This window comes from Streptomyces broussonetiae, from assembly GCF_009796285.1.
Classification (GTDB): domain Bacteria; phylum Actinomycetota; class Actinomycetes; order Streptomycetales; family Streptomycetaceae; genus Streptomyces; species Streptomyces broussonetiae.
This window is the reverse complement of sequence record NZ_CP047020.1, coordinates 8,068,440-8,093,192: the sequence shown is the minus strand read 5'-3', so window position 1 is coordinate 8,093,192 and position 24,753 is coordinate 8,068,440. Positions and strand designations below refer to the sequence as shown.

16 protein-coding genes are annotated in these 24,753 nt (G+C 68.8%); 3 read left to right on the top strand and 13 right to left on the bottom strand.

From position 1 onward, the window contains the following. Positions 1 to 7: 7 nt before the first annotated feature. The 4 genes from GQF42_RS36950 to GQF42_RS36935 form a co-directional block, all read right to left on the bottom strand. The gene (locus GQF42_RS36950; RefSeq protein WP_158927219.1) at positions 8 to 874 is read right to left on the bottom strand and encodes a carbohydrate ABC transporter permease; all 867 of its coding nucleotides are present in this window, start codon (positions 872 to 874) and stop codon (positions 8 to 10) included. Then, the gene (locus GQF42_RS36945) at positions 871 to 1,815 is read right to left on the bottom strand and encodes a carbohydrate ABC transporter permease (protein ID WP_158927217.1); all 945 of its coding nucleotides are present in this window, start codon (positions 1,813 to 1,815) and stop codon (positions 871 to 873) included. The genes GQF42_RS36950 and GQF42_RS36945 overlap by 4 nt, the downstream gene beginning before the upstream one ends. Positions 1,816 to 1,866: 51 nt before the next feature. Further along, on the bottom strand, positions 1,867 to 3,225 hold the full coding sequence (locus GQF42_RS36940; RefSeq protein ID WP_158927215.1) for an ABC transporter substrate-binding protein: 1,359 nt from the start codon (positions 3,223 to 3,225) through the stop codon (positions 1,867 to 1,869). Between the two features lie 198 nt (positions 3,226 to 3,423). Next, positions 3,424 to 4,443, bottom strand: coding sequence for a LacI family DNA-binding transcriptional regulator (locus GQF42_RS36935; RefSeq protein WP_158927213.1), 1,020 nt, complete (start codon positions 4,441 to 4,443; stop codon positions 3,424 to 3,426). Positions 4,444 to 4,819: 376 nt separating this feature from the next. Between GQF42_RS36935 and GQF42_RS36930 the strand changes: the two genes are divergently transcribed. Then, on the top strand, positions 4,820 to 8,086 hold the full coding sequence (locus GQF42_RS36930; RefSeq protein WP_158927211.1) for a discoidin domain-containing protein: 3,267 nt from the start codon (positions 4,820 to 4,822) through the stop codon (positions 8,084 to 8,086). Between the two features lie 141 nt (positions 8,087 to 8,227). Here the strand turns inward: GQF42_RS36930 and GQF42_RS36925 are convergent, their stop codons facing one another. The 7 genes from GQF42_RS36925 to GQF42_RS46370 form a co-directional block, all read right to left on the bottom strand. Beyond that, positions 8,228 to 11,839: a discoidin domain-containing protein gene (locus GQF42_RS36925; protein ID WP_158927209.1), complete on the bottom strand. Its 3,612-nt coding sequence runs from the start codon at positions 11,837 to 11,839 to the stop codon at positions 8,228 to 8,230. 247 nt (positions 11,840 to 12,086) lie between these two features. Continuing rightward, positions 12,087 to 13,805, bottom strand: a complete 1,719-nt coding sequence (locus GQF42_RS36920) for a methyltransferase (protein WP_158927207.1) — start codon at positions 13,803 to 13,805, stop codon at positions 12,087 to 12,089. Between the two features lie 41 nt (positions 13,806 to 13,846). After that, positions 13,847 to 15,013 (bottom strand): 4-hydroxybenzoate 3-monooxygenase, encoded by a 1,167-nt coding sequence (locus tag GQF42_RS36915; protein WP_158931026.1) that lies wholly within the window; start codon positions 15,011 to 15,013, stop codon positions 13,847 to 13,849. A 192-nt stretch (positions 15,014 to 15,205) separates the two neighbouring features. Further along, on the bottom strand, positions 15,206 to 15,541 hold the full coding sequence (locus tag GQF42_RS36910) for an ATP-binding protein (RefSeq protein ID WP_233273611.1): 336 nt from the start codon (positions 15,539 to 15,541) through the stop codon (positions 15,206 to 15,208). Between the two features lie 279 nt (positions 15,542 to 15,820). Then, positions 15,821 to 16,612 carry an anti-sigma factor family protein gene (locus tag GQF42_RS36905; RefSeq protein WP_158927203.1) on the bottom strand — a complete coding sequence of 264 codons (792 nt, stop codon included), beginning with the start codon at positions 16,610 to 16,612 and terminating at the stop codon, positions 15,821 to 15,823. 25 nt (positions 16,613 to 16,637) lie between these two features. Then, complete coding sequence (locus tag GQF42_RS36900) at positions 16,638 to 17,240, bottom strand: sigma-70 family RNA polymerase sigma factor (protein WP_158927201.1); 603 nt, start codon at positions 17,238 to 17,240, stop codon at positions 16,638 to 16,640. Between the two features lie 487 nt (positions 17,241 to 17,727). Continuing rightward, positions 17,728 to 17,934 (bottom strand): hypothetical protein, encoded by a 207-nt coding sequence (locus tag GQF42_RS46370; protein WP_233273862.1) that lies wholly within the window; start codon positions 17,932 to 17,934, stop codon positions 17,728 to 17,730. Between GQF42_RS46370 and GQF42_RS36895 the strand changes: the two genes are divergently transcribed. Both GQF42_RS36895 and GQF42_RS36890 read left to right on the top strand, forming a co-directional pair. Further along, positions 17,864 to 18,124, top strand: coding sequence for a plastocyanin/azurin family copper-binding protein (locus GQF42_RS36895; protein ID WP_233273832.1), 261 nt, complete (start codon positions 17,864 to 17,866; stop codon positions 18,122 to 18,124). The genes GQF42_RS46370 and GQF42_RS36895 overlap by 71 nt on opposite strands. Then, positions 18,121 to 19,110, top strand: coding sequence for a metallophosphoesterase family protein (locus GQF42_RS36890; protein ID WP_158927199.1), 990 nt, complete (start codon positions 18,121 to 18,123; stop codon positions 19,108 to 19,110). The genes GQF42_RS36895 and GQF42_RS36890 overlap by 4 nt, the downstream gene beginning before the upstream one ends. A 201-nt stretch (positions 19,111 to 19,311) precedes the next feature. Here the strand turns inward: GQF42_RS36890 and GQF42_RS36885 are convergent, their stop codons facing one another. Both GQF42_RS36885 and GQF42_RS36880 read right to left on the bottom strand, forming a co-directional pair. After that, the gene (locus GQF42_RS36885; protein WP_158927197.1) at positions 19,312 to 20,898 is read right to left on the bottom strand and encodes a Na+/H+ antiporter; all 1,587 of its coding nucleotides are present in this window, start codon (positions 20,896 to 20,898) and stop codon (positions 19,312 to 19,314) included. Between the two features lie 187 nt (positions 20,899 to 21,085). Further along, positions 21,086 to 24,508, bottom strand: coding sequence for a glycoside hydrolase family 3 C-terminal domain-containing protein (locus tag GQF42_RS36880; protein ID WP_158927195.1), 3,423 nt, complete (start codon positions 24,506 to 24,508; stop codon positions 21,086 to 21,088). Positions 24,509 to 24,753: the final 245 nt, after the last annotated feature.

Sequence of the window (24,753 nt, the reverse complement as noted above, 5' to 3'; positions counted from 1 at the left end):
GATGGTGTCAGCCCTTGAGGCTGCCGGCGGTGAGCCCGGACATGATGGAGCGTTGGAAGATCAGGAAGAAGATCACCGTCGGCACGGCGGAGATGGCCGAGGCGGCGATCAGCACGTTCTCCGGCACGCCCAGGGAGAGCGAGTAGATGCCGGCGTTGAGTGTCTGCCTGGTCGGGTCGGGCTCGGCCAGCAGCGGCCAGAGGAAGTCCTTCCACACGTTGACCAGGGCGAAGATGGACACCACACCGATGATCGGCCGGGACATGGGCAGCACGATGGAGAGCAGTGTGCGCAGCGGTCCGGCGCCGTCGATGGCGGCGGAATCGAGCAGTTCCTGGGGCACCGAGTCGAAGAAGCGCTTGAGCAGGTAGATGTTGAAGGCGTTGGCCACCGACGGGAGCCAGATCGCCCAGGGCGAGTTGAGCAGGTTCTGGTGGATCAGCGGCAGGTCCAGCACGGTCAGGTACTGCGGGACGACCAGCACCATGGCCGGGATCATCAGGGTGGCCAGCATCAGGCCGAGGATCGCGTTGCCCAGCGCCGGCCGCAGTTTGGACAGCGAGTAGGCCGCCGCGACGTCCAGGACGAGCTGGAAGGCGAGTGCTCCGAAGGCGTACCACAGCGTGTTGAGCAGCAGGTGGGCGATGTTGAGGCGAGACCATGCGTCGCTGTAGTTGGAGGCCTCGATGTGGTGCGGGTAGAAGGTGGGCGGGGTCTGGATGGACTCGGTGGTGCCCTTGAGCCCGCCCGTCACCAGCAGGTAGAGAGGGCCGAGGAAGGCCAGCGTGAAGGCGACGACGACCAGGATCAGTGCCGCGCGGTACAGCGTGCGGTTCAGCTGGGCCGGATTGACCAGGGTGCGGGTGTCGCTCATGACTCCAGCCTCCGGTTGAGTCGCACGTAGATCACCGAGAACGCGGCGAGCACCAGCAGCAGGAGCAGCCCGAGTGCGCAGGCGGCGCCGTAGTTGGAGAAGTTGAAGGCGTACTGGTAGATGAGGTAGACGACCGTGGTGGTCGAACCCTCCACGCCCTGGCCGCCGTTGGTGAGGATGAACGGCTCGACGAAGACCTGCATGGTGGCGACGATCTGAAGCATCAGCATCAGCGAGAGGACTAGTCGGGTCTGTGGGATCGTCACGTGCCAGACGCGCCGCAGCAGTCCGGCGCCGTCCAGTTCGGCGGCCTCGTACAGCTCACCGGGTATGTTCTGCAGCGCCGCCAGGTAGATCAGTGTGGCGCTGCCCATGTTCATCCAGGTGGAGGCGATGACGACGGCGAGCATCGCCATGTCCGGGGACTGCAGCCAGCCGGAGGTGGGCAGGTGCAGCAGCTGCAGTGACCGGTCGATCGGCCCGTACTCGGGGTTGTACAGGTACTTGAACAGCAGCAGTGAGGACACCGGCGGAAGCATCACCGGCAGGTAGACCAGGATTCTCAGGTAGCCGCGCGCGTGCCGCAGTTCGTTCATCACCACGGCCGTGACGAACGGCAGCGCGAATCCGAACAGCAGGGCCAGGCCGGTGAATTCGGCGGTGTTCCGCCAGGCCGGCCAGAAGCTCGGGTCGTGCACGATCTGGTCGAGGTTGTGCAGGCCGACCCAGGTGGTCCTGCCGGCCTTCGCCTTCTGGAAGCTCATGATCACTTCGCGGACCATGGGATACCACTGGAAGCAGGCGAAGCAGAGCACCGCGCCGATCAGGAAGCCGTGTGCGGTGAGGTTGCGCTGTACGGATCTGCGCAGTGTCCCGGCCCGGCCGGCCGCCGCGGCGGCGGGCGGCGCGTCGGTTCCGGAGGATGCGGTCACGACCGCCATCGTCGATCTCCTTGGGAGGCTGCTCGTCCCGGGGCCTGGCGCCCCTTGCGGCTACTGGGCGTTGGCAAGGACCTGGTTGACCTGCTGCTCGGCGGTGTCCAGCAGCTTCTTCAGGTCGGCGTCGCGGCTCGTCAGTGCGGACGCCATCGCGGTGTCCAGGATCTTGTAGATGGCCTGGGCGTTTCCGGGCTCGGTCACGCCGGGGACATTGGCCTTGACGAAGGGATCGAAGGCCTTCACCGACATGGTGGCGTTCGCGGCCTTGAGCTGGGCGTCCTTGGCAGCGGTCGCGCCCTGGAACAGCTGCGGCTCGGGCAGGCCGACCGCCTGGCCGGAGGCCTTGGAGCGGGGGTAGTTGTACTGCTGGCCCTGGCCCTCCGTCAGCCAGAGGTAGCTGAGCAGCTGGATCCCGGCCTTGATCTGCTCGGGGGTGTCCTTCACGTTGAACATGTAGTCGTCGCCGCCGGTGAGGGTGCCGGCGCCGGGACCGTTCTGGCCGGGTACCGGGCCCATGCCGAAGTCCTCGTAGTGGGCGCCGAGGCTCTGCACCATGTAGGTGATGTCGTCAGGGGCGGCTATGTACATCCCCAGCTTGCCGGCGGCCATCTGCTTCTGGAGGTCGCCCCACTTGTAGAGCTGGGTGCTGCCCATGACGTTGTCGTCGAAGCGGAGCTTGTGCAGGTTCTGCAGCACGGCCAGGCCCTGAGGGTTGTTGAAGGCCGCCTTGGTGCCGTCGTCGCTCACCATCCGGCCGCCCTGGGCGTAGATCTCGGCGGTGAAGTGCCAGCCGCCGTTGTTTCCCGCGCTGTAGTCGCCGTACCCCGCGATGCCCTTGCCGAGGGCGGCGATCTTCTTGGCGTCGGCCTCGACCTCGGCCCAGGTCTGCGGCGGTTGGTCGGGGTTGAGTCCGGCCTTCTGGAAGAGCTTGCGGTTGATGATCACGCCCATGGTGTAGTTGGTGCGCGGAATGCCGTAGACCTTCCCGTCGGTCTTCTGGGTGTCCCACACCGAGGACATGATGTCGTCCTTGACCGGCAGGTTCCCGGAGGTGACGTACTGCGTGATGTCGGCCGCCCGGCCGGCGTCCAGGACCTGCTGCTTGTCCGTGAAGTAGGTGTAGAAGACGTTGGGCTCGGTGCCGCCCTTGAGTGCGGCGGTGAACAGTTCAGGGGTCTCGCACGGGAACGTGTCGATGCTCTTCACCGTGATGTTCGGGTGCAGCTTCTCGAAGGCCGCGATGTCGTCGGCCCACTGCTTCTGCTGCGTCGGGCGGCTTTTCGGCGGGGCGCAGTCGATGGAGATGGTGACCTTGCCGTTGCTCGGCTTGGTACCGCCGCCGGAGGAGCTGGAACAGGCGGCGGCGGTCAGGGTGAGAGCGCCGACGATCAGCAGCGCTGCGGATCTGCGCATGAGTGGAAGACCCCTTCATGGGCGGAGTGCGTGGGATGTGGCGCGCCTCACTCAAGCACCAACCCGTCGGTCGCGCAATATCTCGACGGTAGTTTGCAAGAACTCAACGTAGAAACGTGATGGGTCGCGCCACGGACAACGCAAAGGGCCGCACCCCATGGGGTACGGCCCTTGTCGGCGCTGCGAGTCGGTGCTCCGTCAGCGGCTGGGCTCCCTCCGCGCCAGACCGGTGGATCCGCGCACCACCAGCTCCGGCTCGAAGAGCAGCTCGTCGTGGGTGACCTTGGCACCGGCCAGCTCTCCCACGAGCAGCTCCACGGCGGCGCGGCCCATCGCCTCGATGGGCTGACGGATGGTGGTCAGCGGCGGATCGGTGCAGGTCATGAAGGAGGAGTCGTCGTAGCCGATGATCGACACATCCCCGGGCACATCGAGCCGGCGCCTGCGGGCAGCGCGCACCGCCCCCAGGGCCAGCGGGTCCGAGGCGCAGATGACGCCGGTGACACCACGCTGCAGCAGGCGCGCAGCCGCGGCCTGGCCACCCTCCAGGGAGAACAGCGCGTGTGCGACGTCCTCCTCCTCGAGTTCCAGCCCTGCCCTGTCCAGTACCGTGCGGGCCGCCGCCAGCTTGCGCCGCGACGGCATGTGATCGGGCGGTCCGAGCACCAGGCCGATCCGGCGGTGTCCCAGCGACAGCAAGTGCCCGGCGCCCTGTTCCACCGCGACCGCGTCGTCGCAACTGACCTGCGGGAAGTCCAGGTCGGGTATGGCGGCGTTCATCAGCACCGTCGGCAGACCACGGCGGGACAGCCGCTCGTAGTGCTCGTGCGGGGACTCGGCCTGGGCGTACAGGCCACCGAAGAAGATCACGCCCGAGACCTGCTGCTGGAGCAGCAGTTCCACGTAGTCGGCTTCGGAGACACCGCCCGCCGTCTGCGTGCACAGCACCGGTGTGAAGCCCTGCTGCGCCAGTGCGCTGCCGACCACCTCGGCGAAGGCGGGGAAGATGGGGTTCTGCAGCTCCGGCAGGACCAGCCCGACCAGTCTCGAGCGCTCGCCCCGCAGTTGGGTCGGGCGCTCGTAGCCGAGCACGTCCAGGGCGGTCAGCACGGCCTCGCGGGTCTGCTCGGAGACACCGGGCTTGCCGTTGAGCACCCGGCTGACCGTCGCCTCACTGACCCCGACTTTCCTGGCCACCTCGGCAAGTCGTCGCGTCATGGCTCAAGCCTAGGGCATGATCCGCAATCCACTTACAGTTCGACGTAAAAATTCGTCAGCACTTGCAGCAAGGACGTCGGGACAGTGACGACAAGGAGGCTCACAACGCCGGAGATCCATATCTTACGAGAAAAAGTCAGCATGAAACAAAATCTGGTCCGAATATTGCTCGACTCTGTCGGAGCCAATACGGTGCTGCACGCGCCGCCGCCTGTGATCGGATCCTCCCGCTCCATCTGTTCGCACCTGCTCCATCCGCCTTGCCCGGCCGCAAAGGGCCGGCGAAGCGCTGCGTCGTGCCCCAGGGCACCTGGCCTCGGGCACCCCACCCGGCGGCGGCACGCCTCACGACGGCTTCGGCCCCAAGGAGCAACCCTTGTTCCAGTTCCTCCACACACTCAGACGCGCGGTCGCCCTGAGTGGCACCGGCGCACTGCTGGTCGCCACGGGCGTCCTCCTGTCGGCGCCCTCGGCATCGGCCGCCACCACCACCGCCACCACTGCGACCGCCACCGGCGGCAGTGGTGCCGCCCTGCCCTATGTCGAGGTCCAGGCGGAGAACGCCGCCACCAACGGCGGTGTCATCGGCCCCAGTTACACCCAGGGCCAGCTGGCCGACGAAGCCTCCTACCGCAAGGCCGTGACCCTGCAGGGGGCGGGCAAGTACGTCACCTTCACCACCCCGGTGGCGACGAACTCGATCAACTTCCGGTACAGCATCCCGGACAGCTCGAACGGGTCGGTCTACAACGCGCCGTTGTCCCTGTACATCAACGGCACCAAGCAGAGCGACTTCACCCTGACCAACGCATACAGCTGGTTCTACGGCAGCTACCCCTTCACCAACACCCCGGGCAGCAACCCGCACCACTTCTTCGACGAGGCCCATCGCCTCTTCACGCAGACATATCCGGCCGGGACCACCTTCACGCTCCAGGTGGACCCCGAGGACACCGCATCGTCCTACACCATCGACTTCGCCGACTTCGAGCAGGTCGGTGCCGCGCTGACGCAGCCGGCCGGCTCGGTATCGGTGACCGGCAAGGGCGCGGACGCGACCGGTGTCAACGACTCGACCAGCGCCTTCAACTCGGCGATCAGCGCCGCGGGTGCCGGTGGCACCGTGTGGATGCCGCCGGGCACATACAGGATCCCGGGCCACATCGCGGTGAACAACGTGACGATCGCCGGTGCCGGCATGTGGTACTCGACGGTGACCGGGTCGGCGCCGGGCTTCTACGGCAACTCGGCACCGTCGCCGAGCACCGGCGTGCACCTGGAGAACTTCGCGATCTCCGGCGACGTCCAGGACCGCAACGACAGCGCGCAGGTGAACGGCATCGGCGGCGCGATGAGCAACTCCACCGTGTCCAACGTGTGGATCGAGCACGAGAAGGTCGGCGCCTGGATGGACGGGCCGATGGACGGCCTGACCTTCAGCGGGATGCGGATCCGTGACACCACCGCCGACGGCATCAACTTCCACGGCGGTGTGACCAACTCCAAGGTCACCGGCAGCGACATCCGCAACACGGGCGACGACGGCATCGCGACCTGGGCCGACGCCGGCATCGGCGCGGACGCGGGCGACACCGTCTCGGACAACACGGTGCAGCTGCAGATGCTCGCCAACGGCATCGCGATCTACGGCGGGCACGACAACACCGTGAGCGGCAACCTGGTGCAGGACACCGGCATCACCCAGGGTGGCGGCATCCACGTCGGACAGCGCTTCAGCTCCACCCCGGTCGGCACCACGACCATCTCCGACAACACGCTGATCCGCAACGGAAGCCTCGACCCCAACTGGCAGTTCGGGGTCGGCTCGCTGTGGTTCGACGGCAGCCAGGGGGCCATCAACGGCCCGGTCAATGTGACCAACGCGCTGATCCAGCAGAGCCCCTACGAGGCTGTCCAGTGGGTCGAGGGCACTGTCAGCGGTGTCCACCTCAACAACGTGACCATCGCCGGGACGGGCACCTTCGCCCTTCAGGAGCAGACCGGCGGCTCGGCGAGCTTCACCAACGTCACCGCGACCGGTGTGGGCGGGCCCGCCCCCGTCTACAGCTGCGAGGGCGGCAACTTCAGCGTCACCGACGGCGGCGGCAACTCGGGCATCGGCGGCACCGCGTACTGCGGCGGGTGGCCCACCCCGGTCTACCCGCCCTATCCGGCCACCACGGTCACCGCCTCCCCCAGCGCGCTGAGTTTCGGCTCGCAGGCCGACGGGACGACCAGCGCGGCGCAGACCGTGACGGTCTCCAACCCGACCGGTTCCTCCGCCTCCGTCTCCTCCATCTCCACCAGCGGCGACTTCGCCCAGACCAACAACTGCGGCAGCTCCGTCGCGGCGAACGGCTCGTGCACCGTCAGCGTCACCTTCAGGCCGACGGCGACCGGCACTCGCACCGGGACGCTGACCGTCGACACGGGCGGCACCACCAACACCGTCGGCCTCTCCGGCACCGGCACCGCCGCCGGCCCCGTGCTGAGCGCCGACCCGGCGGACCTGTCCTTCCCCGGCACCGTGGTCGGCTCCTCCGCCGGCGTCAGGACGGTGACGGTGACCAACACCGGCACCACCACGGCGAGCGTGTCCGGCGTCGCGGCGAGCGGTGACTTCAGCCAGACGAACAACTGCTCCACCATCGCCGTCGGCGCGTCCTGCACGGTGAGCGTCACCTTCAAGCCCACCGCCCCCGGATCCCGCACCGGCACCCTCACCGTGTCGGGCAACGCGAACAACAACCCGCTCACGGTGGCCCTCGCCGGCAGCGGCATCGACAGCAGCACCGACGTGGCGGCCGGCCGGCCGGCGTCGACGAGTTCGAGCAACAGCCCGTACGTCGCCTCGAACCTCACCGACTCCGACGCCTCCAGCTACTGGGAGGGCACCAACGGCTCGTTCCCGCAGTGGGCCCAGGTCGACCTCGGCCAGAGCTACAGCGTGGGCAAGGTCGTGCTCAGGCTGCCGCCGTCGACGGCATGGGGGGCCCGCACCCAGACCCTGTCACTGCTGGGGTCCACGGACGGCTCGACGTTCTCGACCATCGTGGGGCCCGCCGGCCACACCTTCGATCCGAACACCAACAACAACACCGTGACCATCACCTTCAACGCCACCACGGCGCGCTACGTGCGGGCGAACATCACCGCGAACACCGGGTGGAACGCGGCTCAGTTGTCGGACTTCGAGGTGTTCCCCGGCGGCGGCGGATCCGGCACGGTCAGCACCGATCTCGCGGCCGGCAAGGCCACCGGCGAGTCCAGCCACACCCAGACGTACGCCTCGTCGAACGTCACCGACGGCAACCAGTCCACCTACTGGGAGAGCGCCGACAACGCCCTGCCGCAGTGGGTGCAGGTGGACCTCGGCTCGCAGCAGAGCGCGTCCCGAGTGGTCCTCAAGCTGCCCGCGGGCTGGGGCTCCCGCGACCAGACGCTGTCGCTGCTGGGCAGCACCGACGGCACCGCCTTCACCACCGTCAAGGCGTCGGCGAGCTACACCTTCGACCCCGCTACGAACAACACGGTCACCATCGATTTCCCCGCGACCACCCTGCGGTACTTCCGGGTGAACATCACGGCGAACTCCGGTTGGCCGGCGGGGCAGATCTCCGATTTCCAGGTCTGGAACACCTGATCCGACCCGAACCCGCGGTGCCGCCGAGTGCTCGTGCGCTCGGCGGCACCGTTGGAGGAATCGGCGCCCGACCGTGGAGAGCATGACGGCCCGGGGGCCGGCCCACGCGGTTGTGGGCCGGCCCCCGGGGATCCTGCACCGTCAGGGATTGACGTTGATGGTGAACGTCGTGGTCGGGTTGTACACGTCGACGTGGTTGTCGGTCTCGGTCAGGTGGTTGAACGTCGCCGAGCCCACGGCCGGGCCCTGTCCCGACTCGGGCAGCGGGTTGGCCCAGATGCCATAGCCGGACTTGGCGTCGTAGGCGTCTCCGCTCTGCTGTGCCCCGGTGATGGACGTGTTGGTGAAGACGGTGTCCTTGACGGGGTTCTGCGCCGTGCCGCCCACGTAGTCGGTCTGGAACATGATGCCGGCGTACGTCGGGTCGACGATGTCGGTGTCGTTCACCCGGATCCCCTGGAACGGCTGCGTCGCGGAGAACAGCCAGATCGCGGGGAACACCTGGCCGCCCCAGAAGTGCCCACCGTCGCGCACCAGCGAGACGTTCTGGACGGTGGTCGGCTCGGTGCCGAATCCCTGGAAGGCATAGCCGAAGTTCAGCGAGCTGATGGTGATGCCCGAGTAGGTCAGCGTGTCGGCCACGTACAGGTTCTGCAGGGTGTTGTTCTCACCGCCGTAGACGGCGACTCCGGCCGCCCGCCACGGGGTGAGCGCGGTCAGGTTCTGGAAGGTGTTGCCGGTCAGGTCCGAGGAGTTGTGCTCCTGGGCCGCGAACAGTGCGAAACTGTCGTCGCCGGTCGACCGGGCCTCGTCGTTGCTCACCAGGTTGTCCTGACTGCCGTTGGTGAGGTTGATGCCGTCGGCGAAGGTGTCACGGATCCGCATGTTCGTGGCCCTCAGACCGTTCACGTGGGTGCCCCAGATGGCGCACACCTGGTGCTCGATCCAGACGTCGTCGACGGTGATGTTGGAGACGTCGGTCAGGTCGAAGACCTTGCCGGGCCCGTCGATGCGGGAGGTGTAGTTGCCGAACCAGCCGAAGCCCTGGAAAGTGGAACCGTTGGCGCTGCTCTGCACCGACCAGCCGACGTCCGAGTTCTCCGACGTGGCCGGGGAGTTGAACTGGGTGTACCAGGGGCCTGCGCCCACCACCTTGACGGCCTTGCCGTAGACGTTGAACTTTCCGGTGGTCTGGTACTGCCCGGCGGGCAGGTAGACGCCGACGAGCTTGCCCGTGGTGTCCTGCCGGACGGTGTCGAGCGCCTTCTGCACGTCCTGCTGGCCGAAGCCGGCCGGCGTGAGGTAGGCGTTCGGGTCCGGGTTGGCCACCGGGGCGACCTGCTCGGTGTTGATGTAGTCGATCGCGTACTGCGAGGTGTTGGACGAGTCCTTCTGCAGCTTGATGACGCTGCCCTGGGGCACGGTCCGGTCGAGCAGCACGTGCGTCTCGTCGTAGATGTGACGCGGCGATCCGGCGCTGGGATCGTTGCCCGGGCCGGTCTCCGCGCCGTACAGCCACGCGTACTTGGAGTTCAGCGTGATGGTCTGCAGGAAGGTGCCGTCGACATAGACGTCCAGGGTGGCGGTGTCACCACCGCCGCCGGGGGCGTCGGGGATGGAGAAGCGGGTCACCAGGGTGTTGGTGCCGGCCCGGGTGGTCCACTGGACGTAGGCGCCGGTGCTGTTCAGGGTGACGGCCTTGCGCCCGGACGCCTCACCGGCCAGGTCACCGATGGTGCGGTTGGGGCCGACCACGGCGGCGCCGCCGCCGATCTGGCCGTCCTCACCCTGGTAGACGTCGTAGGGCATGTTGGCGCCGCGGCCGACGAAGAGCGAGAGGTCACTGGTGTTGTTGGCCTGCTTGACCGACAGTTCGTTGGTGTCGACGGCGATCACGGTGTGCACCGTGTACTTGCCGTTGACGGCGGTCCAGCTGCCCAGGTTCACGGGGGGAGCACTGGCGCCGGCGGCTATCGTGCCGGTGTAGGAGCCGGTCAGGGTGGTGAGCGTCTTGCCGGTGCTGTCGAGCAGGGTGAGCGTGACGCCGTGGGAACCGCTGCCCGAGGCGAGCGTGCCCTGGTTCTTCAGCGTCACCGAGAACGTGACGTTGTTGCCCGCCGAGGGGTTGTTCGGGGTCCAGTCCACGGTTGCGACCAGGTCCGAACTCTGTACCGGCGCGACGACAAGGTTGTCCGGGTTGGTGAAGGCGTTGTTGTCGTAGCCCAGCTCGATGAAGCTCTTCGCCTCGTCCACCTTGGCGGTCAGCTGGTACGTACCGGCCGTCTGCGTGCCTATCGCCGCGGACACCTTGGTGGAGGCGCCGGCCGCCAGCGCGCCGACGGGGGCGGTGCCGACCTTGGTGCTGCCCAGGTAGAAGTTGACGTCGGAGGCCGGAGCCGCCGCGGTGCCCACGTTGGCGACCGTGGCGGACGCGGTGACCGAGTCGGTCTCCACCGGGGCGGACGGGGACCACGAGGACGCGGAGACCGTCAGGTCGGGGTTCGGGGCCGGCGTGCCGATCACCTGGAGTTCGCCGACCTGGCCGCCGGGGGCTCCGCTGTTGCTGGTGATGCTGAGTTCGACGTCCGCGACCCTGGCGCTGACCGGAATGGTGACGGTGTTGCCGGTGCTGGGGTCGAAGGTGTACGTCTGCGCGGCCGAGATGCCGGTGAAGTCCGTCGCGCTCTGCTCACGGCCGAGCACCTGGATGGTCTGGGTGCGGGTGGACCAGGCCGAGGCCGGGTTCAGCTTCACCACGACGGAGGTGACGTCGGCGTTCGCGCCGAGCTGTACGGTGAGCCGGCTCGGGTACGAGGAGCCCTCGAAGTACGTGGTGGGGTCGCCGTCGTTCGCGTTCGCCGGGGCGTAGATGTACGTGTACGGGGTACCGGTGATCGGCTTGTGCAGCGCCAGGTTGGTGCCGGTGCCGCCGGTGCCGTCGCGGGTGACGGTGTTGCCGGCGGGCGAGACGTTGCCGGCGGCGTCGCGTGCCTTTACGTAGTACGACACCGTCGCCGTGCCCGGCTGGTTGTCGGTCCAGGTCAAGGTGGTGCCGCCGACGGTGCCGGCCAACGCGCCGTTGCGGTAGACGTCGTAGGCGGTGACGCCGACGTTGTCGGTCGACGCTCCCCACGACAGGGCGATCCGGCCGGCCTGCGGCTGGGTGTAGGACAGGGTGCCGGGCGCGGTGGGAGGTGTGGTGTCGGTGGTGCTCGGCCCGTACACCTGGAACCCGGAGACCTGGGCCGCCGGCCATCCGGTGTTGGCCGTGACCAGCGCCCGCAGGTAACGGGTGCCGGTCGCCGCGAAGTTGATGGTAACCGTGCTGTTGGTTCCCGGGTCGAACGTGTACGGGGCCGACGCCACGATGGTGGTGAAGTTGCTGCCGTCGGTGCTGCCCTGGACCGACAACGTCTGGGTGCGGGCGGGCCAGTTGGCGACCGGCACCTGCAGCACGAGCTGGTTGACGCTGGTGGTCGCGCCCAGGTCGACCTGCAGCCACTGCGGGAAGGCGTTGTTGGCGCTCTCCCAGTAGGTCGACTGGTCACCGTCGTTGGCGTTGGACGGCGTGTAGGTCTGGGTGTAGCTGCTGGCGCTCATGGTCCTGCCCGCCGCCAGATCGGTCCCGGCGGCGTGGGCGGGTACGGCCTGCAGCACTGCCAGCAGCGCTGCCAGCATGCTGAGCACTGCGACGACGGCGGTTCGCTGCCGGCCCGAAGCGGGCAGCGCGGAGGATCTTCCGGTGGTTCTCATCCTCGTCCTCGGCTCCTTGAAGGGGTGGGGATACGGATGCGAGGGCTGACGAACTCGGTGCGTTGGCGACGGCGCGGAAAATCTCAGTGTCGATCTAGTGAGATTGCCAATGATTCGATGCAAAAGTCGCAACTTGAACTGAAAGGAAGCTACAGAGCAGCCATGCACTCGTCAATGAATGTGACAGCGCGGGCCGTTGCCGTCCGCTCCTGGGACCTGCCGCCGAAGTACGCGCCACCAGGCGTGATCAGGCGAGGCGCACAGGCACGGCAGGCTGGAACGCAGAGGCCTTTCGGGCGTGCAGCACGCTGCCGTCGAGGGGCAGCGGCGAGCAGTCCACGAGTGTGAGTCCCGCTGCGTCCAGCAGTCGGGCGTAGTGGTCGGCGCGCCGTTCGCGGCCGCCGACGTTGCACATCATGTGGAGGTCCCACGCGGTGGCCAGCGAGGTCGAGCCGTCGGTGGGCAGTACGCGTTCGACGATGAGCAGATCGGCGTGGGCGGGCATCGCGCGGGAGCAGTGGTGCAGGATCTCGCGGCAGCGGTCGTCGTCCCAGTCGTGCAGCACACGCGACAGGATGTAGACGTCCCCACCCGCCGGCACGTCCGCGAAGTCGCCCGCACGGTAGGCGCACCGGTCGCCGTGTCCGCCGGCGTCGAGGGAGCGGCGGGCGCCCTCGATGACGTGCGGGCGTTCCAGCAGAATGCCGCGCAGACGCCGATGCGCGGCGAGAATGCGGCCGAGCAGCTCCCCGTTCCCGCCCGCGATGTCGACGACGGTCCTGGGTACGGGTGCCTGGCCCGCGGCCTTGATGACCGGATGCGCGGGCAGTGGCTCGAACATGTGCGAGCTTGCGGCCATGGACCGGTCGAAGAGTTCGGCGAGTTCGGGGTGGCGTGCGAAGTAGTCGAAGTGGTTCTCGCCGAAGAGGTGGTCGAAGGCGACGTCTCCCGTGCGCACGGTGTGTGCCAGGCCGGCGAAGGACCGGTAGAACGGGCCTCCGTACATCAGGGCGAGCGGTCGCATCGAACCCGTCGAGTCGGCGCGCAGCAGCGCGCCGAGTTCGGTGAGCCGGTAGCCGGTCCGGTCCCTCGCCACCACGTCGAGCATCGCGAGGTATCGCAGCAGCCTCGCCAGGTTCTCCGGCTCGGCACCGACCGTCCGTGCCAGGACCTCGACACCGATCCCCGTCGTCACCTCCATGGCCTCGGGCAGGCGCAGTTGCGCGAACGCCGCCAGGGCCTGTGTCGTCCATGCTCCGGTCAGCAGGCGCAGGAGCGATTCGGCAGGTTGTCGCGCGCGGTGCTCGTCCAGGTGGGCGGCGAGCACGTCCCGGTGGTCTCCGGGTACGTACAGCTCCACCCGCTGATACCCGGCCTTCGATTCGGCGGGTGCGGCGAAGTAGAACACCGTGCCGTCCTCGTGCGGGGTGTAGCCCCCGCCGTCGGGGACCGCCCCGTAGCGTCCGAAGGCCGCGCACAGGCCGCGCAGCTCCAGCGGGTCCGGGCCCTCGACCTCGAAGGCGAGGTGCGCCTCGTGCTGCCAGGTGCGCTCGTGCTCGGCGAGCCGGGTCAGGTCCGAGCCCTCCGGCACGGCAAGTGCGAACACCTCGACCATGCGCCGTGCCCCGTCCAGACCCACCACCGTGGGGCGCAGGATCTCCACGTCGAGCTGCGTGGCCACGCGTCCGTGACGCAGGGCCAGGCGGTCACGGACGACGACACTCGGCTGTGCCGGGGCGTCCGAGGCCAGCCCGCACTCCGCCAGTGTGGCGCGCAGCGCCTGCGGATGCGGCGGGAAGACGAGCAGCGCGGCGTGTGCGAAGCGGCAACGGTCCACCAGCATGCGCAGTTCAGGGCCGTCCAGGCCGGGCAGCAGGAGCGAGAGCAGGGTGGGGGTGTCCTGTTCCCTGACGAATTCGACTGCCGCGCGCAGGCGCGCCACGTCGGTGGGCAAGGTCGTCATCATCGCGAAGGCATCCTCGTTTCGGTGCTCGGGCGGAACCGCGCTCATACGCCGACGTAGTTCTCGGCGAACCAGTCCTGTTGACTGCGGGACGTGCGCAGCGACTCGATGCGGGCACGCCGCAGGGAGTTGTGGAACGACGACTCACCGTCCGAGCCGGATGGGCCGTGCAGCAGCTGGGTCATCCACTGCGAGAAGTCCTGCGCACGCCAGATGTGTGCCAGACACTGAGCCGAGTAGCGGGCAAGCCCCCGGCCGTCGCCGTGCCCGAGGTCGTCGATCAGGGCACGGGCGAGGATCTCCGCCTCCAGCACCGCGAGATTCGCACCCTTGGCCGCGGACGGGCTGATCACACTCGCGGCGTCGCCGGCGAGGAAGAGCGCTCCGTGGCGGAGCGGTTCGAGTACGTCGGACTCAAGGCTGACGACGGCCCGCTGGACGATGCGGCCCCGGTGCAACGGGCCGTGGTCCGCGGCGTGCATCCGCAGCTCGAGTTCGTCCCAGATCCGGTCCTCGGGCCAGGTGTCGGCCGGGCTGTCACGCTCGCACTGCAGGTAGTAGCGCGTGACGTCGGGGGTGCGCGCCATGTGACCGGCGAAGCCCCGGTCGTGCACCGCGTAGCCGACGGCGTCGAGACTCGGCGGTGCTTCGACGAGCAGGCCGAGCCAGGACACGCCGTGGTCGCGGTGGTGGCGGCGGACCGCACCGGGCGGGAGCGAGCGTCGCGCGGCGCCGTGCCGGCCGTCGCAGCCGGCGACGTATCGGGCTCGCCATGGGCCGCAGCGTCCGTCCGGCGCGCGCACCGTGACGGAGGGCCGGGCGCAGTGCGCTCCGAGCACGGACACCGCCTCGGTGTCGAAGTGGATCCGGCCGCCGACATCCAGGAACTGCGTCAGCAGGTCCGTGACCAGGTACTGCTGCGGATAGACGGTGTGCTGCTCACCCAGCCCGAGGCCGCTGTAGTCCAGGCGGAAACCGCCGCCCTCGGTGCGGAACTCGCAGGTACCGTGCGCCCGGCCGCGCCGGTGCAGACCCTCGGCCAGGCCGTGTCGCTCCAGAATCCGTACGGTGTTGGCGGCGAGGAAGCCGGCACGTGCGCGGGTCTGGACGTGCGCGCGACTGGCGCGCTCCAGGATGACGCAGTCGATCCCGCCCCTGTGGAGGAGATTGCCGAGCACCAGCCCGGCCGGCCCGGCGCCGAGGATGACCACGTCAGCCGCGCCGTCAACTGCTCGAATATTCTGACCTTCCGTCACGGAAGTGGATCTTAATTGCCCAAAAACAACGGATCCGTAGATATCACTCCACGGCGTACAGGGCGTACAGATCTACTATTTGGTCCGTTCGTCAGGACGGCAGGTCGAGCAGCCGCCGAAGAGCCGCGCGGCCCGGGACGGGGCCGGTCATGCCGAGCACCGGAGGCAGGCGCGGACTTCCCGGCCGCCGCACGTCTCGTGGATCTCGGTCGACTGGGCGAGGTACCTGACGATGCCGGTGCCGCGGCCGTGTTCGTCCGGGGCGGCATCGTGCGGAACGCGCTCCACCTCGGTTCCCGAGTCGCTGACCACGATGTACAGGGCGCCGTGGTCGAGGACGAGCACCAACGTCATGCACTCGCGGCCGTACTGCGCGGCGTTGGCGGTGAGTTCGTCGACGATGAGCACGGCGGAGTCACGCTCGTTCTCGGGAACGCTCCAGCACTCCAGCAGATCCGCCGCGAAGTGACGCGCGGCGGACACATGCGCCTCCCGTGCAGGCAGGGTCAGCGTCGCCCGATGGGAGCAGGGCCGTGAGCTGATGCACTCGGAATCGGTCACAAACATGGTCTTCTGGCTCTTCTGTGTGGGTGCGAAGGCTGGATCGGGGCAAGGACCGTCAAGAACGAGGAGGCGGTCGGGGTTGGTACACCGGAACCGGCACGTGAGCACTCATCTGGTAATACGCACGCAAGCGACATACGGTTCGAGGGATTCGCACCTTTTCCAGCTTTTGCCGCTTCCGACCGCTTACGGCCGACCTCACGCCCGGATCGTGACCAGCTTCTGGCCGTTCCCGGCGATGATCTCGAAGCGGTCGATGGCTCCCGGAGCCATGGGGACCGCCCCGGGAATCTTCGTTCCGGGCGGGTACGCGCCGGCTCGCCAGGTGGCGGCGGCCTCTCTGGTCCCGCCGGTCCCGACCGCCTGCAACCGGCAGATCACACCGGCCGGCGCACCGTGGGCCGAGACCTGCAGGACACTGCCCCAGGCCGAGGAGAAGACCTTCACCGAGGCGGTGACGCCGGTGGTGGAATCGGTTCCGGAGAAGGTGCGCGACGGAGTCGGTGCCGCAGGTCCGGGCTGTGTGCCCTGCCCTGTCACGGAGGCACTGGTCGCCAGCCAGGTGCCGCCGACCGCTGCCGCCGCGACCAGCATCAGGGAGGCGACCGCGCCGGCCAGTTGCAGCCGCCAGGTCCTGCGGCGCCTGGCCGCGGCCTGCTGAAGCAGCCTGTCGATGAATCCTGCCCCGGCCTCCTGCGGCGCCGCGGACCTGCCGGACGGTGCCCCCGGTGTGGCCTGTACGCTCTCGGCCGCCCGCCGCACCAAGCGGTCGGCCAGGTCCTCGTCGCCCACGGGCACCGTCCGGCCTGCCGCTTCGGCCTCCGTGACCATCTCGAGCAGCGCCGGCAGTCCGGCCAGCTGCTCGTGTTCCGCGCGGCATGCGTCGCATGTCTCCAGGTGGGCGCGTACCTCTTCCATCTCGGCCGGGGACAGCGCGCCCAGGACGTACCCTCCGAGCGCCATCCGCAGGGCGTCGTGGTCCGCGTTCACGGCCGGCACCTCCTCCACGCCTCGGTCATGGCTCGATGCCTCGTTCCTGCAGCGCAAGCCGGAGGGCGTGCAGGGCGTAGTACGTCCGGGACTTGACGGTGCCCAGCGGGATGCCCAGCACGCCCGCGGCCTCCGCCATGGTCCGGCCCCGGTAGTACGTCTCGACCAGTACGGCGCGGTGGTCCGGGGACAGCGTCCGGATGGCGTCGGCCACCGCCCAGCTCTGCAGCGCCTGCTCGATCGGGTCCTCGCCCGGCGCCTGATCGGCAGCCCGTTCCAGGGCCTCGCCGCCGGTCTCCGCCGGCCTGGCCTGCCGGGCCCGGTGGGCGTCGATGACCAGGTGCCGGGCGACCGTGAACAGCCAGGCCCGGGCAGGCCCGCGTCGGGGTTCGAACGCGGCGGGGTGCTGCCACGCCCGCAGCAGCGTCTCCTGTACGACATCCTCGGCCCACTGCCGGTCTCCTGACGTCAGGCGCAGCGCGTAGTGGAACAGGGGACCCGCGTGCTCGGCATACAGCGTGCGGATCAGTTCCTCGTCCCTGGCCGAAATGGCCCCTTCACCAGAGACACGGTCCGCAGAGCGATCCGTATCGGCCGTTTCACCATGTTTTCGGGCACTCCATGGCATAAATCGATCATTACGCATACACGCGCTTTTGTCGTGCCACATGACGTCCGTGGCGACAGGTTCGACCGGGGAGATCGCAAAGAGAGCCAATAAAAGGCGCGTACCAGTCGAACCGGCCGGAACCTTTGCCCGTGAAGTCGGACAAGAGCCGAGACAAGCGGCACATCGTCGCTGAGCGTCGTGGCACTGCCACCGCAAGGCCGCCGCACTGCGAACCCCCGCTCGCCGGGGCCGGTGCCAAGGACGCGGCCGTCGCACGTGGATTCCGCGCGCCGGACCGTCGCACGCGCTCGGCCACCACCTTCCCTCTTTCTGATCGGTAAGGAACGAACACCATGGACCCGAACTCTGGTCACGCCGGTGGACGATCACGCGTCGCGGTCGGGCTCACCGCCGTGACGGCGACCGCCCTCGGGCTTCTGGGCGGCTGCGGCCACTCCTCGCACTCCACCGCGGTCGGCGCCATCACGGCCGGCCCAGGTCAGCGTCAGGTGGCCGGGATGCCCGGTGCCTCCGCGCCGGGGCACCCGACGGGCACAGCACCCGCCACCTCGCCAATGCCCAGCATGAGCATGCCCATGAGCCCGCCCAGGACGGGCTCGACGGATGCGCCGGATGCGCCGGTGAGCGGGGTCGCCGTGACGATCAGGAACTTCGCGTTCTCCCCGGCCACGCTGAAGGTCCCCGTGGGCACGACGGTGACCTGGACCGACCAGGACACCGACACCCACACCGTCACCAGCACCGGATCGGGCGGACCGTTGCACTCGCCCGCTCTGGCCACCCACGCCACCTACAGCTACCGGTTCACCACACCGGGCACCTACGCCTATCTCTGCACCATCCATCCCTTCATGACGGCAGAGGTGGAGGTGACCCGATGACCGGGTACCGTGACGCGCAGGACCCCGTCCCGGACGGTGCCGCCGACCAGCCTGCCGGGGAGCACGGCATGTCACGGCGTCAACTCATGCGACACGCGGGATGGTTCGGCGGGGCCGTCGTGCTGACCGTGGCCGCCGGAGAGGTGACCAGCCGCATCGCCGGCCCCCGGGGCACGGGCGCCGAGGCCGTCGCGGCAACGGGCGGCGCCCTCAGGTTCGTTCAGGTCTCGGACAGTCACATCGGCTTCCACGGGCCGGCGAACACGGACGTGGCCGGCTCGTTCACCAAGGCGATCGACCAGGTCAACGCGCTCGGTTTCCGGCCCGACTTCGTCATGCACAGCGGCGACCTGACCCACCTGTCCACGGCGGACCAGTTCGACCAGGTCAGGCAGATGATGACCAGGCTGCGGACGGACCGCGTCTTCACCGTGCCCGGCGAGCACGACTCCATCGGCGACGCGGGCCGCGCATACCGCCAGATCTTCGGCAGCGGCACACTCGGCGACGGCTGGTACAGCTTCGACACCCACGGAGTGCACTTCGTCGCCCTCGTCAACACCCTGAGCCTGGAAAAACTGGGTCACCTCGGCACCGAGCAGATCGACTTCGTGCGCAAGGACCTGTCGGGACTGTCCTCGGACACCCCGATCGTGGTCTTCAGCCACATCCCTCTGTTCGCCATGTACCCCCAGTGGGGCTGGAGTACGGACGACGCGCTGAAGGTGATCGCGCTCCTGCGCCGATTCTCCTCGGTGACCTGTCTCAACGGACACGTCCACCAGCTGTTCACCAAGACGGAGGGCAACATCACCTTCCACTCCGCCACCACCACCGCCTACCCGTTGCCGAAGCCGGGACGGGCCCCCGCCCCCACTCCCCAGGTCGTGCCCGCCCGACAGCTCAAGGCTGCGCTCGGCATTCGCACCGTGGGCTACCGGCAGGGCGACCGGGAGCTGGCCGTCAAGGACGAGCGCCTGGCATGAGCGCGCGTATGGGCAGTGGTGAGGTCCACGGGCGAGACGGCGGTGTCCGGAACCAGGAGCCATCCCCTGACGGCCGACCACGGCACCGGCCGCCCCGCTGCCGGGTGAGAAGAAGCGCCTCTCGGCCGGAGCGCTCCGCCGCATGGTCATCGACCACCTTCGGGCTCGTCCCGACGGGGCGTTCACGGTCGGCAGGATCGGTCAGTCACGGGGGCGGAGGCTGGCTTCCTCGAGGTCGAGTTCGTGCTGGATCCGGCGCCGGGTGGCGTTGCTGATCTTGTTCGCTTCGTAGAGATGCTGAAGTTCGGCCACCTCGATGGCGATGAGTGTCCGGCGTATCTCGCGGTAGGCGTCGGCAGGACGGGCGTCCGGGTCGCTGTAGTGGGCGTCCTCAACCTGGTGGATGCGCGCTTCCAGGTGACGGCGGGCCTGTATCAGGGCGGCCTGGGCAGCAGCACCCAGATCCGCGAGCTGATCCGGATCGCCGAGCAGTTTGAGTTCGTCGAGAGCGGCGTTGGCAATATGACGGCGGGTGCGGGCCTCCTCGCGGGCGGTGTGCTCCGGTTCCAGAGCGATGCCGGAGCGGCGGACGACGGGGGCCAGGGTGAAACCCTGGAAGATGAGCGTGAGGGCGATGGTTCCGGTGGTGAGCGTGAGAACGAGCGCCCTGTGCGGCAGCGGCGCCCCTGTGTGGGTGACCAGGGGGATGGAGAGTGCGGCTGCCAGTGGCATGACGCCGCGGGTGCCCGCCCAGGACAGGACGGCCGGAACGCGCCAGGAGAGGCGGTTGTCGGCCTCCAGGTGCCGGCGGTGGATCAGGGCGGACAGCGGGAAGATCCACAGCAGGCGGATCGCCAGCAGAGTGAAGGTGATCACCGGCACCCACAGCGGCCAGCCGTGTTCGTCGCGCGCGAGTTGCCGGACGGCCGAGGGAAGCTCGAGACCGATCAGGGCGAAGACGACGCTCTCCAGCAGAAAGGTCACGGTGTCGTAGACGGCACGGACCTGGAGGCGGACGGGGGCGTTGCTGAGCTTGTGGCCGGTGCTGCCCAGGACGACCCCGGACACGATGACGGCGGTCACGCCGGAGGTGTGCGACTGCTCCGCGATGACGTAGGAGGCGTAGGGAGCGACCAACGCGATGACGGTCTCCAGCATGGGGTCGTCGGTGCGTCTGCGGATCAAGGTCACCACTGCGGCGAGCGCCGCCCCGATGAGGGCTCCTCCGCCTGCAAGGATCAGGAACTCCACAACGGTCCCGGGCACGCTGATGGCGCTGCCGGACACCGCGGTGGCCACGGCGACCTTGTACAGGACCAGTGAGGTGGCATCGTTGAACAGGCTTTCCGCCTGCACCATGGCCTGCACGCGCGGCGGAAGAGACAGGCGCCGGCCGAGCGCGGTCACGGCCACGGGGTCGGTGCTGGCCAGGACGGAGCCGAGGATGAACGCGGTGGCGGCGGTGAGCGGGGTGATCGCATGGGCCACATACCCGACGGCGACGGCCGAGGCGAGGACCAGGCCGAAGACCAGGCCGGTCACGGGCCGCCATACGGTGCGCAGGTCGCGGACGGAGATCTCCTCGGCCGAGGCGTAGAGCAGCGGCGGCAGCACCAGAACGTTGATCACGTGAGGCGGCAGGCGGACCTCGGGAACCCCGGGCACCAACCCCACGACGAGACCCGCGACCACGAGGAGCGAGGGGGCGGGCAGGCTCCAGCGCCGGGCACCGGTCGCCACCGCTGTGGCCACGACCACCAACAGTAGGACGACGATCAGGCCGGTCATGGAGCGTCCTCAGTGGATTACGGCTTGTTACCCCCCGCTGGCCAGGTGCTTTACCAACGTAACCGACCTCGGTCGTGCACGCAGCCAAGTGCAGCGCTCCACAGCGCTGTCCGTCCCGCTCCGAGCGAGAGCGGGACGGAGCGGGGCGGGCAACATCAGGTTCGGTGGGCGGACTCAGCCCGTCCGCTCAGCCGATGGCGATGGCGAACACATGGATTCCGCTGTCGTTCGGCAGGGTGATCGTCGCGACCGTCCTGGCCGGGTCCAGGGCGCCGCCGGTGGTGTAGAGGCTGACGGCGTGGTCGCCGATGGTGTCGCCGGGAGGCCGGTGCCAGTTGGCGGTGGTGACCGCGAGCTGGGAGTTGCCGCTCGCGGCGTTGCTCCACCAGTCGGGGAAGGTGATCGGGATGTCGGCGCTGGTGCCGTCGGTGTAGGTCACGGTCACCGTGCCGGAGTGCGTGGAGCTGATGCCCGTGCCGAGGAGCCCGAGCCTGCTTCCCCGGCCGTGCACGTCGACGGCCTGACCCGCCGCGGCCACGTTGTCGTACTGGCCGGGCTGTGTGTCGGGCCACTGGTAGGACAGCCCGTTCGCGCCGACGGTGACACCGGGGGTGTAGCCGACTGCGGCAAGTTGCGAGGCGGAGAAGCTGTACCCGCCCGGGTCGAGGTTGCCGGGAGTCGCGCTCCCGTCGGCGGTGATGCCTCGGTTGTCGAAGGCGTCGGACAGCTTGGTGTACGGCACGACCGTGACCGCGTCGGCGCTGCGGGTCTGTCTGCCGTTCAGGGTGAAGGAGGCGTTGCCGGTGAGGGTCGTCGAACCGGCGGCGCCGGTCGGCGCGGTCACCCGCCACGTGGTACTGATCGAGCTGTGGGGCCGGACGACGGTGGGCACGGAGTTCTGTGCGGTGTCCGGTTGGACGCTCCAGCCGTGGGGCGCGGCCAGCGAGAGCTTCAGGCCGCGGACGGCGCTGTCGCCGGTGTCGGTGAAGGTCTGCTTGACCGTCCGGGTGCTGCCCGGCTCAGTGAGGTGGGCCGCCGTGACCGAGGTGTACTGGGTGCCCAGGGTCTTGTTGACGGTCACCGAAGTGGCGAGCGGGGTGTCCGCGGAGGACTCGCCCACGTGGACGGGAGAGGTGCCGTCGAGGACGGTCCAGGCGTGGGCGTTGGAGTCCCAGGTGCGCAGCGCGTCGCCGTCCAGGGTGAGCGTCACGTTCCTGGTCTGGCCGGCCTTCAGCGTGACCTTTGCGAATGCCTTGAGTTCCTTCGGGGGCTCGCCCGCGCTCTTGGGGTGTCCGATGTACGCCTGCACGACGTCGGAGCCGGTCCGCTTGCCGGTGTTGGTGACGTCGACGCTCAGTGTGATCTTGCTGCTGGTGCCTGCGCCGGCGGTGACTCGGCCGGGGTCGCGCCTCAGGTGGGAGAGCTTGAAGGTGGTGTACGACAGGCCGTAGCCGAAGGGGAACAGCGGAGTCCGGTCGGTGTCCTGGTACCAGCGGTAGCCCACGTCCAGCTGCTCGCTGTAGTCGTAGACGCCGTCGACTGCCGGGTAGCGGCCGGGGGCGGCCGCGGTCGCGGTCTGGGTGTCCGTCGTCGGGAAGCTGACGGGCAGCCGGCCGCCGGGCTCGGCGTCACCGGTCAGCAGCGCGGCGAGCGCGTTGCCGTCCTCCTGGCCCGGGTACCACATGTCGAGCACCGCCGGGACCTTGTCCAGCCACGGCATGAGTACGGGGGCGCCGGCGCGCAGCACGACCACGGTCTTGGGGTTGGCTGCGGCCACCGCCTCGATCAGGGCGTCCTGGGTGCCGGGCAGCGCCAGCGTGGTGCGGTCCGAGCCCTCGCCGGAGTGGTCGCCCACGACCACGACGGCGGCTTCGGCGTTCTTCGCGGCCGCGACGGCTGCCGCGATCCCGGGATCGGGAAGGGTGGGGGCGGACCAGCCGAGGCTGACCGAGGCGTCGCCTGCGTTCTCGTAGTACTCCACCCGGATGCTGTGGTGTTCGCCCGCCTTGAGCTGGACCGGTGCGCTCGTGACGGTCTGTGCCGCGTGGTCGCTCCAGTTGTCGACGATCAGCTTGTCGTCCAGGTAGACGCGGCTGCCGTCGTCGCTGGTGGCGGAGAAGGTGTAGGTGTCGGTGACCGGTGCGGTGAGTGTGCCGGTGTAGCGGGCGGAGAACCCGTCGGCCGGGATGCCGGTCGCCGGAGAGCCGGTGTTCCAGTCGAAGTCGATGTTCGTCTCGTCGCGGGTCAGTGCGGGGGTCCCGTCGAGGAACTTGTTGGTGAAGTACTCACCCTTCAGGCCGCTCAGGGCGGAAGCGGGGATGACGGGCCGGCCCGAGTCGCTGCCCGCCTTCACGTAGTTGACGTCGCCCGAGGTGCCCAGCCTCGCCTTCAGGCCACTGACCGGGTCCACCTTCTTGTACGGGGTGACCGCGGAGCTGCCTCCGCCGCCGGTCACCGCGGTGTCGGCGTTGGGGCCGATGACGGCGAGGGAGGTGAGCCTGCCGGTGTCCAGTGGCAGGGTGGAGTTGTCGTTCTTGAGCAGGACGCTGCCGTCCTCGGCCGCCCGGCGGGCGAAGAGGCTGTCCTGCTCGAAGTCCGCCGTCGGCGGGGTGTGCGGATCGAACAGCCCGGTGCGGAACTCCAGTCGCAGTATGCGGCGGACCGCGTCGTCCAGCACGGACTGCGGCACCTGCCCGGCCTGCACCGCGGCCGGCAGTTGCCTGAAGTACGTCGTGCCGCTGAACTCCTGGTCCAGGCCCGCCAGCGCGGAGGCGACCGTGGAGTGGTTGGCCGGGTAGTCGGTGTCGATCACCCCGTCGAACTTCCAGGTGTCTATCAGCACATCCCGCAGGATCTGCGCGTTCTCGCACGCGTAGACGCCGTTGACCTTGTTGTACGCGCACATCACCGACCAGACCTTGCCGTCCTTGACGGCCTTTTCGAAGGCCGGCAGGTAGATCTCGTGCAGTGTGCGCTCGTCGATGTCGGAGCTGGACGTCTGGCGTGCGTTCTCCTGGTTGTTCCCCGCGTAGTGCTTCACCTGGGCGGCGACGCCCTGGGCCTCGATGCCGCGGATCTCGGCGGAGGCGATGTCGCCCGCGAGTTCGGGATCCTCGCCCAGCGTCTCGAAGTCCCGGCCGCCCAGGGGGGTCCGCACGATGTTGACCATCGGGCCGTAAAGCACCTGATAGCCGCGCGACTTGGCTTCCGTGCCCATCACGGTGCCGTAGCCTTTGGCCACTTCGGGGTCGAACGAAGATGCCAGCGACACCGGCGACGGCAGCGCGGTGGCCGGCTGTCCGTCCCGTACACCACCCGGTCCATCGCTGAACTGCAGACCAGGAACGCCCAGCCGCGCGACCCCCGGGGTGTAGCCGGTGGCGTGCGAGCCGGTCGGGTTGTCGACCGCCGTCATCATGGACGCCTTCTCGGCGTTCGTCATCTGCGCCAGCAGCAGCTCGATCCGCTTCTCCACCGGCAGGGACGAGTCCAGCCAGGGTCTCGCCCCGGCGGAGCTGCGTGCGGACTGTGCTCCGGCGACTGCGGGGACCGCCAGAGGCAAAGTCAGAGCGGCAGCCGCCACCGCGACCGCGAGTCTCGCCTTACGCATGCGGAACACTCCAAGTGAGGGGTACGGCGCTGTGCGGAGGATCCGGGGACGTACCGCACAGCCTGCGTGTGTCGGTTGTCGGGACGGAAACGTCCTTGAGCGGTTCAGCGGCGTACTCGGCCGACCGGTGGCCGGTTGATCGCGTCGGCGATGCGGGGCAGATCGGGGAAGTCGCCACCCGTACGCCGGAGTTCGGTCCTGAAAGCCCGGTACGAGTGGGGCGCTGCACGGTTCCTGGTGCCTTG

What these genes read in the sequence shown, in the direction of transcription:
- GQF42_RS36920 (WP_158927207.1), bottom strand. Translation starts at nt 13,805, where the DNA reads ATGATGACGACCTTGCCCACCGACGTGGCGCGCCTGCGCGCGGCAGTC.
- GQF42_RS36890 (WP_158927199.1), top strand. Translation starts at nt 18,121, where the DNA reads ATGACCGGGTACCGTGACGCGCAGGACCCCGTCCCGGACGGTGCCGCC.
- GQF42_RS36880 (WP_158927195.1), bottom strand. Translation starts at nt 24,508, where the DNA reads ATGCGTAAGGCGAGACTCGCGGTCGCGGTGGCGGCTGCCGCTCTGACT.
- GQF42_RS36940 (WP_158927215.1), bottom strand. Translation starts at nt 3,225, where the DNA reads ATGCGCAGATCCGCAGCGCTGCTGATCGTCGGCGCTCTCACCCTGACC.
- GQF42_RS36925 (WP_158927209.1), bottom strand. Translation starts at nt 11,839, where the DNA reads ATGAGAACCACCGGAAGATCCTCCGCGCTGCCCGCTTCGGGCCGGCAG.
- GQF42_RS36935 (WP_158927213.1), bottom strand. Translation starts at nt 4,443, where the DNA reads ATGACGCGACGACTTGCCGAGGTGGCCAGGAAAGTCGGGGTCAGTGAG.
- GQF42_RS36885 (WP_158927197.1), bottom strand. Translation starts at nt 20,898, where the DNA reads ATGACCGGCCTGATCGTCGTCCTACTGTTGGTGGTCGTGGCCACAGCG.
- GQF42_RS36950 (WP_158927219.1), bottom strand. Translation starts at nt 874, where the DNA reads ATGAGCGACACCCGCACCCTGGTCAATCCGGCCCAGCTGAACCGCACG.
- GQF42_RS36945 (WP_158927217.1), bottom strand. Translation starts at nt 1,815, where the DNA reads ATGGCGGTCGTGACCGCATCCTCCGGAACCGACGCGCCGCCCGCCGCC.
- GQF42_RS36900 (WP_158927201.1), bottom strand. Translation starts at nt 17,240, where the DNA reads ATGCCATGGAGTGCCCGAAAACATGGTGAAACGGCCGATACGGATCGC.